The sequence below is a fragment of the Actinomadura physcomitrii genome, assembly GCF_008923205.2.
Taxonomy (GTDB): Bacteria; Actinomycetota; Actinomycetes; order Streptosporangiales; family Streptosporangiaceae; genus Spirillospora; species Spirillospora physcomitrii.
The window spans coordinates 62,143-69,438 of the sequence record NZ_WBMS02000049.1 but is presented as its reverse complement, the minus strand read 5'-3'; the positions used below and the strand labels follow the sequence as shown (position 1 = coordinate 69,438).

The 7,296-nt window shown below is 72.1% G+C and carries 6 protein-coding genes; all 6 read right to left on the bottom strand.

Annotation, left to right across the window (positions count from 1 at the left end; genetic code table 11):
- Window positions 1-235, bottom strand: a 235-nt coding sequence (locus F8568_RS39575) for a cytidine deaminase (RefSeq protein ID WP_151598791.1), incomplete at its 3' end; no start/stop codon positions are given.
- Between the two features lie 37 nt (window positions 236-272).
- Window positions 273-1,625, bottom strand: coding sequence for an ABC transporter permease (locus tag F8568_RS39570; RefSeq protein ID WP_151598790.1), 1,353 nt, complete (start codon window positions 1,623-1,625; stop codon window positions 273-275).
- On the bottom strand, window positions 1,622-2,998 hold the full coding sequence (locus F8568_RS39565) for an ABC transporter permease (protein WP_236009939.1): 1,377 nt from the start codon (window positions 2,996-2,998) through the stop codon (window positions 1,622-1,624). Before F8568_RS39565 ends, F8568_RS39570 begins: the two co-directional genes overlap by 4 nt.
- The gene (locus F8568_RS39560) at window positions 2,995-4,533 is read right to left on the bottom strand and encodes an ABC transporter ATP-binding protein (RefSeq protein ID WP_328601227.1); all 1,539 of its coding nucleotides are present in this window, start codon (window positions 4,531-4,533) and stop codon (window positions 2,995-2,997) included. Before F8568_RS39560 ends, F8568_RS39565 begins: the two co-directional genes overlap by 4 nt.
- A 147-nt stretch (window positions 4,534-4,680) precedes the next feature.
- Complete coding sequence (locus tag F8568_RS39555; RefSeq protein ID WP_151598786.1) at window positions 4,681-5,745, bottom strand: BMP family lipoprotein; 1,065 nt, start codon at window positions 5,743-5,745, stop codon at window positions 4,681-4,683.
- 254 nt (window positions 5,746-5,999) lie between these two features.
- On the bottom strand, window positions 6,000-7,295 hold the full coding sequence (locus tag F8568_RS39550) for a M20 family metallopeptidase (RefSeq protein ID WP_236009938.1): 1,296 nt from the start codon (window positions 7,293-7,295) through the stop codon (window positions 6,000-6,002).
- Window position 7,296: the final 1 nt, after the last annotated feature.

The following is a 7,296-nucleotide window of genomic DNA, read 5'->3' as shown; positions in this document are numbered from 1 at the left end:
CGGCGACGAGCCGGGGCCGCCCCGCCTTGCCGGGCCCGTACAGAGCCGACACCAGGGAGCATTCGGCGCACAACCCCACCCCGTACGAGGCGTTCTCGACGTTGCAGCCGGTGATGACGCGTCCGTCGTCCACCAGCGCCGCCGCGCCCACCGGGAACCCCGAGTAGGGCACGTAAGCGCGCTCCATGGCCTCTCGCGCCGCGCTGCGCAGCGCGGGCCAGTCGATATCGCTCATACGTCCATGATCTCCCACGCCGAGGGCCAGGTCCGCGTCAGCGGGCCTCGCCGCGCCGGTACCGCAGCCCGTCGGCGGCGGGCATCCGCAGCCGCTGGCTGGCGAGCGCGAGCACGAGCAGCGTCGTCAGGTGCGGGCTGAACGACACGAGCTCGCCGGGGACGGCCTCGCTGAGCAGGAACCAGACGAGCAGCCCCGCCGCCGCGACCAGCGACAGCACCGCGCCGAGGTAGGCGCCGCGCACCTCGCGCCGTCCGAGGTCCGTCATGACCTGCGAGCGGAGCCGGTTGGCGCGCACGCCCTGCCAGACGGCGACGCCGACGAGCAGGATCGTGACGAACAGCAGCAGCGCGTGCACGGACTGGCCGCCGCCGCGCACGTTCATCGCGTCGGTGTAGCCGAACAGCAGCGACCCGGCGGCGAGCCCGCCCGGCCGCCAGTTCCCGAAGATCATGGACGCGAGGCCGATGTAACCGCGTCCGCCGGTCTGGCCGTCCTGGTAGAGCGACGCGGCGACGGTGACGAGGAAGGCGCCCGCGAGCCCGGAGAATCCGCCCGAGATGATGACGGCCGCGTACTTCATCCGATAAACGTGCACGCCGAGCGATTCCGCCGCGTACGGGTCCTCTCCGCACGACCGGATCCGCAGCCCGAACGGAGTTTTCCACAGGATCAGGAAAGTCAGCGGGATCAGCAGCAGGCAGACCAGAGTGAGCAAGGACAGCCCGTTCGTCACCCCGCGAAGGATGCCCGCGATGTCCGACACCAGGAACCAGTGGTGCTTCTCCAGCGACCCCAGCCAGTCGGGGCTCTCCCAGCCGCCGATCTTGCCGCCGGACAGCACCGGCAGCGTCAGCGTCTTGATCGGGTCGATCGGCGGCGACTGCCGGGGCCCGCCGCCGAGGTCCTTCGCATGCCCGGAGTTGAAGATCAGCCCGGCCAGGAACTGGGTGAGGCCCAGCCCGAGGATGTTGATCGCGACACCGGACACGATGTGGTCGACGCCGAACGTGACGGTCGCGATGGCGTGCAGCAGCCCGCCGAGCGCCCCGCCGAGGACGCCGAACAGCACACCGATCCAGGGACCCCACTGGTAGCCGGCCCACGCCCCGGTCCATGTCCCGAGGATCATCATGCCCTCGAGCCCGATGTTGATCACGCCGGAGCGTTCCGCCCACAGCCCGCCGAGCCCGGCGAGGAAGATCGGCACGGCCAGCCGCAGCGCCGCGCTGACCGTCCCGCTGGAGGTGACGTCGTCCGCGCCGTCGACCATCCGGACGAGCGACAGCAGCACGAGCAGCCCCGCCGCGATCAGCAGGTGGTGCGGCCAGCGCAGCCGGAACTTGCCGTTCCCGGCCTTCGCCGGCGCGACGGTCTCGGTCGCGGTCATGAGGTGCTCCCAGCGGCCTCGCGGGCCAGGTCATGGCCGGTGGCCAGCTCCGCGGCGACGGACCGCTGCTGCAACCGGATCTCCCAGCGCCGGACGAGCTCGTAGACGATGACGACGGTCAGCACGACCACGCCCTGCATCACCCCGACGATCTCCTTCGGCACCTCGACCTCCTGGAGGATGTCGGAGGTCTGGTCCAGGAAGGCGAACAGCAGTGACGCGAGCGCGATCCCCGCCGGATGGTTGCGGCCGAGCAGCGCGACGGTGATACCGGTGAAGCCGAGGCCCGCCGGGAAGTTCAGTGAGTAGTCGTAGGACTCGCCGAGCAGCCCCGGGATGCCGATCAGCCCGGCGACCGCACCGGACGCCACCATCGTGATCACGATCATCCGCTTGGCGCTGACCCCGCTGGCCTGCGCCGCGGACGGGGACAGCCCGGAGATCTTCAGGTCGAACCCGAACCGGGTGTAGTTGATCACGATCCAGAACACGATGCCGACCACGATCGCCAGCGGCAGCAGCCCGTACACCGCGCCGGGGAGGTCGATGCCGATCGCCGACAGGAAGCCGTTCAGCGGCCCGACCCGTCCCGAGTGCGGGATCGTCGCGGTCGCGACGTCGTTGCTGTTCGGCCGCGGCTCGGCGAGCCGCTTGTCGTTCAGCAGGTAGGCGATCACGCCGGTGGCGATCGCGTTCAGCATGATCGTGGACAGCACCTCGCTGACCCCGCGGGTCACCTTCAGCACGCCCGCGATCGCCGCCCACAGCCCGCCGACCAGCACCGCCGCGACGATCACCAGGATCTGCCCGAACGGCGCCGGCAGCGAGATCGCGCCGCCGAGCGCGGCCGCGAGGAACGCCGCCAGCCGGTACTGGCCGTCCACGCCGATGTTCAGCAGCGCCATCCGGAAGCCGATCGCGACCGCGACCGCCGACAGGTAGTACCGGGTGGCGCGGTTGATGATGTCGACGATGGAGTGCTGCTGCGTGCCGTAGTCGACCATGCTCTGCACGGAGCTGACGGGGTCGGCGCCGGTCAGCCGGAGCAGGATCATCGTGATGCCGAGCGAGATCAGCAGCGCCAGGATCGGCGCGCCGATCTTCAGCCCGAGCCCGGTCGGCCCGAGCCCGCGCAGGATCGCCTTCCACGAAGGCACCGCCTCGGCCCCCGCCTGAACCGGCGCCCCGCCCTCGGAGGCCCCGCCCTTTCGGGCGACGCCGCTCTCTGAGGGGTCCGGGTCGGCTGGGCGGGGCACCTCGGGTGCCCCGGCAGAACCGCCGGCCTCCGCGGCCTCAGGCTCGGCGGGGTCGGACGGGCCGTCCCGGCGGTCGGGCTCGTCGGGGGTCTCGGTCGGGCCGGTCGGGCCGGTCATGCGGGGTCTCCGGCGCCGGTCATGGCGGAGCCGAGCTCCTCCGGGGTGACCGTCCGCGGATCGACCTCCGCGACCAGCCGGCCCCGCAGGATCACGTGCAGGGTGTCGGACATTCCGATGAGTTCCTCAAGGTCTGCGCTGATCAGCAGCACGGCGAGCCCGTCGGCGCGGGCCTGCCGCAGGTAGTCCCAGATGGCGGCCTGGGCGCCGACGTCGATGCCGCGGGTCGGATGCGCGGCGATCAGCAGGTGCGGCTCGCCGGACATCTCCCGCCCGACGATCAGCTTCTGCTGGTTGCCGCCCGACAGGGCGGCGGCGGGCACGTCGATGCCCGGCGTCCGGACGTCGTACTCGCGGACGATCCGGGTGGTGTCGCGGCGGGCGCCGCGCCGGTCCACCCAGGGGCCGCGCACGTTCGGGCGCTGCGTCTGGTGGCCGAGCACCCGGTTCTCCCAGAGCGACGCCTCGAGGACGAGCCCGTGCCGGTGCCGGTCCTCGGGGATGTAGGCGATGCCGGCCTCGCGGCGCCGCCGCGTCGGCCAGTGCGCGATGTCCTCGCCGCCGAAGACGATCGTCCCGGCGTCCGCCGAGCGCAGGCCCATGATCGCTTCGATCAGTTCGCTCTGCCCGTTGCCCTCGACGCCGGCCAGCCCGACGATCTCGCCGCGGCGGATCCGCAGCGACACGTCGTCGACGACGGGACGGCCCTGCGGGGTGAGGACCGTCAGCCCGCCGACCTCCAGCTGGACGTCCTCGGTGACGGTCGAGTCGCGCAGCTCCGGGGTGGGAAGCTGCGAGCCGACCATCAGCTCGGCGAGCCGCCGCGAGGTGACCTGCGACGGGTCGAGCCGCGTCGCGACGGTGGTGCCGCGGCGGATCACCGAGATGGTGTCGGCGACCGACAGCACCTCGTCCAGCTTGTGGGAGATGAACAGCACGGTCAGGCCCTCGGCGCGCAGCTCCCGCAGGTTGCCGAACAGCTCCTCGACCTCCTGCGGGACGAGCACGGCGGTGGGCTCGTCCAGGATCAGCACGCGGGCGCCGCGGTAGAGCACCTTGAGGATCTCGACGCGCTGCCGCTCGCCGACGCCGAGGGTCTCGACGAGGACGTCGGGGTCGACGCGCAGCCCGTACGCCTTCGACATCTCCTGGATGCGGGCGCGGGCGGCGGCGAAGTCGATGCGGCCGCGCAGCCACCCCTTGGCGCGCGGTTCGGCGCCGAGGATGACGTTCTCCAGCACGGTCAGGTTGTCGGCCAGCTTGAAGTGCTGGTGGACCATCCCGATGCCGCGGGCGATCGCGTCGGCGGGGGTGCGGAACGACACCTGCTCCCCGCTGATCTCGATGGTGCCCTCGTCCGGCCGCTGCATGCCGTAGAGGATCTTCATCAGCGTGGACTTGCCGGCGCCGTTCTCGCCGCAGAGCGCGTGCACCTCGCCGGGCTCGATGCTCAGGTTGATGTCGCGGTTGGCGACGACGCCGGGGAACCGCTTGGTGATCGATGTCAGCCGCACGGCCGGCACCTGGTCAGGCACGAGTGCCCCTCCTCCTGCCTCGGGTACGCGGCCGCGGCGCGCGCGGCGGGCGGCGCCGCGTCGGCGACGCACCGCCCGGGCGCGCGCCCGGCCGGGAGACGTGCGGGCGGGCCGGCCCGGCCGGTGCCGCGGCGGCCCGCCCCCTGATCACTGCGGCTTGGTCGGGACGGTGATCTTGCCGGCGACGATCTGCGCCTTCAGGTCGTCCAGCTTGGTCTTGATGTCGTCGACGTTGCCGCCGGACGTGGCGTAGCCGACGCCGTCGTTCTGCAGGTTGTACTGCACCGTACCGGGCTTGAACTGGTTCTTCGCGACCGATTCCACGAAGTTGAACACCGACAGGTCGACGTGCTTGACCATCGAGGTGAGGATGTGCGACTTCACGTCCGCGACGGCGGGCTGGTTGTACTGGTCGGAGTCGACGCCGATGGCCCACTTGCCGGCCGCGCCGACGGTCTTGATGACGCCGATGCCGGCGCCGCCCGCGGCGTGGTAGATGACGTCCGCGCCCTTGTCGAGCTGGCCCTTGGCGGCCTCGTTGCCGAGCCCGGTGTCCTTGAAGCCGTTGAAGTTCGGCGGCTCGGTCAGGTACTTCGGCGGCAGCACCGTGATGCCGGGCTTGGCCTTCTTGGCGCCCGCCTCGTAGCCGGCGAAGAACTTCTGGATCAGCGGGACGTCGACGCCGCCGATGAAGCCGATCTTCCCGGTCTTGGACTTCAGCGCCGCGGCGGCGCCGACCAGGAACGAGCCCTGCTCCTCGGAGAAGCAGGAGCCGGCGACGTTGGCGCCCTCGACCTTGCAGCCGTCGGCGTCCACGATGAAGAACTTCGTGTTCGGGAACGCCTTGGCGACCTTCAGCAGCGACGCGGTGTAGGAGAAGCCGACGCCGATGACGGGGTTGTACCCGGTGCTGGCGAGCAGGCGCAGGCGCGACTCCTTGTCGGAGTCGGGCTCGTCCGGCTGCGCGGAGATCTCCTTGGTGGTGACGTGCAGGTCCTTCTCGGCCTTCGCGAGGCCCGCCGCCGCCGAGTCGTTGAACGACTGGTCGCCGCGGCCGCCGATGTCGAACGCCAGGCCGACCTTGAGGGTCTTCTTGCCGTTGTCGTCGCCGCTGTCACCGCCGGCCTTCTTGCCGCCGCACGCGGAAGCGCCGCCCAGCGTCAGCGCCGCACCCGTCACGGTGACGAGAGTGATCTTCAGTCCACGGCGCAAGGTAGCGCTCCTTCCGTTCCCCACCCGGTATCGGCGGCCGCTCGGCCACCGAAATCGATGGGACGCTACCTCGCGGTTGGTGGAAAACTGCCAGCTTGCACCGTTTCGCAACAGGTCCGTTACCAATGCGTACGCATATCGGCACAGGTCAGCGCGCACGTGATCGCTGCCAGTGACGGACGCGACGGGCGCGACCGGCGGGACGAGCACGCCCGGCGCCGCGCCGGCGGACACCGCGTCACGCCACGCGGGCGTCAGGCGAGGGTGGCGCCTTCGACGGTCTCCGGGTCGGCCGGGCGGCCGCCGTCCCACAGCGCGGTCAGCGCCGTCGCCGCCAGCACCCGGATCCCGACCGGGATGCAGCGCTCGTCGACGTCGAAGTCGCCGCGGTGCAGGTCGTACTCGCCGGGGGAGCCGGGGGTGCGGACGCCGAGCCGGGCGAGGGCGCCGGGGATCGACTCCAGGTACCAGCCGAAGTCCTCGCCGCCGAGGCTCTGCGGCGTCGGCACGATGCCCTCCTCGTCGAGGACCTGCGCGGCCGCGTCCCGGAACATCTGCACGCTCGCCGCCTCGTTGACGGTCGGCGGGACGCCCCGGACGTACTCCAGCGACGCCTCCACGTCGTAGGCGGCGGCGACCGACTGCAGCAGCGCCTTCATCATCTCCGGCGCGCGGTGCCAGGCCTCGTCGTCCAGGCAGCGGACGGTGCCCTCGGCGACGCCGTCGTCGGGGATCGCGTTGGCGACGGACCCGGCCGACACCCGCCCCCACACCAGCGAGAGGCTGGAGCGCGGGTCGACCCGCCGCGACAGCGCCGACGGCAGCTCGGTGACGATCTTGGCGAGCGCGTACACCAGGTCGGCGGTGAGGTGCGGCCGGGCGGTGTGCCCGCCGGGGCCGGTGACCTTCACGTACACCTTGTCGCAGGCCGCGGTGATCGGGCCGCTGCGCAGCCCGAGCTCGCCGACCTCGATGCGCGGGTCGCAGTGCAGCGCGAACGCGCGGTCGACGCCCGCGATGCCGCCGGCGGCCATCACGTCGAGGGCACCGCCCGGGGTCTCCTCGGCCGGCTGGAACAGCAGCCGGACCCGGCCGGGCAGCAGCCCCGCCTCGGCCTGCTGCGCCAGGAACAGCCCGGCGCCCAGCACCATCGTGGTGTGCACGTCGTGCCCGCACGCGTGCGCGACGCCCGGCACCGTCGACCGGTAGGGGGCGCTCTCCTTCTCGTCCTGCAGGGGCAGCGCGTCGATGTCGGCGCGCAGCGCGATGGTCGGGCCGTCGCCCGGGCCGATGTCGCAGATCAGCCCGGTGCCCTTCGGCAGGATCCGCGGTTCGAGCCCGGCCAGGCGCAGCCGCTCGGCGATCCGCGCGGTGGTGCGGCGCTCGTTGTAGCCCAGCTCGGGGTGCATGTGCAGGTCGCGGCGGAACGCGACGAGCTCCTCCTCGTGCCGGGCGAGGAACACCTCGAGCTGCGGCCGCAGCGCGGCCGGGCGCTCGCTGCCCGCGGGGCCCTCCGGCTCCGGGGCGGTCGGAGGTTCAAGGCCGGGCATC